1 protein-coding gene is annotated in these 1,365 nt (G+C 55.2%); it reads right to left on the reverse strand.

Annotation, left to right across the window (positions count from 1 at the left end):
- Nucleotides 1-17: 17 nt before the first annotated feature.
- A complete protein-coding gene (locus ACNS88_RS17570) occupies nt 18-1,259 on the reverse strand; it encodes an RNA-guided endonuclease InsQ/TnpB family protein (RefSeq protein WP_435100636.1) in 1,242 nt (413 codons plus the stop codon).
- Nucleotides 1,260-1,365: the final 106 nt, after the last annotated feature.

Raw genomic sequence — 1,365 nt, forward strand, 5'->3', positions numbered from 1 at the left:
GGTGAATCGCCTCGGGGTCAAGCCCCGAGGCTTCCCGTTTCCACGACGTGACTTGCAGACACGGACTCGAAGTGAGTCGTGTCCGTAGCGGTCACAGTCTCCACGGGCGTGTCTTCGGGCCATCCCAGCCCTAATTCAGAAAAGCCTCTCTGTAAGACGTTCATCGCAGCATTCGCGTCCCTGTCCGTCTCAAATCCACACGACGGACAGGAGTGTTCTCTGACCCAGATGGGTTTCGCTGTCTCCACACCGCACGACGCGCACTGTTTGGTCGTGCCTCTGGCTTCGACTTTGACGACGTGACAGCCGTACAAGTCGGCTTTGTATTCGAGCAGGGTGATGAACTGTCGCCACGCCGCATCCTGCTTGTTTCGAGTGTTGTGCGACTGTTCAAGCATCTCCTTCACGTTCAGGTCTTCGACGAATACAGCGTCGTACTCGCGGACGAGCCATGTCGTTATCTTGTGCTGGTAGTCCAGCACCTTCCGGCGAATCCGACGCTTGACTTTGGCAACTTCGACTCGTTGTTTCTCGTAGTTGTTCGACCCCTTCTCCTTCCGAGATAACTTACGCTGTTCGCGTCCGAGTCGCTCGTAGTCGTCTTCGAGGTCGAGCCAATCCACGGTTTTGCCGTCGCTAGTGTGGATGTAGTTGAGTATTCCGAGGTCGATACCGACGCTGTTGCTCGCGTCCAGCGATTCCACGTCGGGTTTCTCGGGGAGATCGGCGTCGTCGGTTTCCAATCCGAAGCAGACGAACCACTCGCCAGTCGTCTCCTTCTTGAACGTGACCTCTTTGATGGTGGCGTGGTCGGGAATCGGGCGGTGGTAACGAATCTTCACCCAACCGATTTTACTGAAGCGGACGTACGCGAACCTGTCTTGGCCCCTCTTTTCATCGAGATCGAAACCAGACTGGTTGTACGTGACGCTTCGATAATCGGTGGGTGCTTGCCGTTCGAGCCGACCAACGTTGTATCCCTTCTCTTTCTTCTTGCGAAGGTTCGAGAGGTTCCGATAGAAGCGTGCGACGGTGGCTTGAGCGGCCTTCGAGTGTAGTTTACTGAAGACGGGCCACTTTCGCTTCCAGTCGGGAAGTTTGTTGTTCTGGTCGTACTCACTCGGCTTATTGTCCTCCGGGGCTTGTTCGTAGTCCCAGCGGACGTGGTTGTAGAGTTGGCGATGAACATCCAAATGCTGTTCCAGTCCAGCCGCTACCTCTTGTGTCGGGTAAGCGTGGTAGCGGTGACTGTATTCCATCGCCGTCTATTGATTAGTGATGTGTTCATTTAGTGGTTTGTATCACGAGTTGTCGGCTTCATCCCCGAGGTCAAGCCTCGGGGTATTCGCCTTGTCCGCCGATAAA

Origin of the sequence: Halorubrum shenae (genome assembly GCF_051194165.1) — an archaeon.
Lineage (GTDB): Archaea > Halobacteriota > Halobacteria > Halobacteriales > Haloferacaceae > Halorubrum.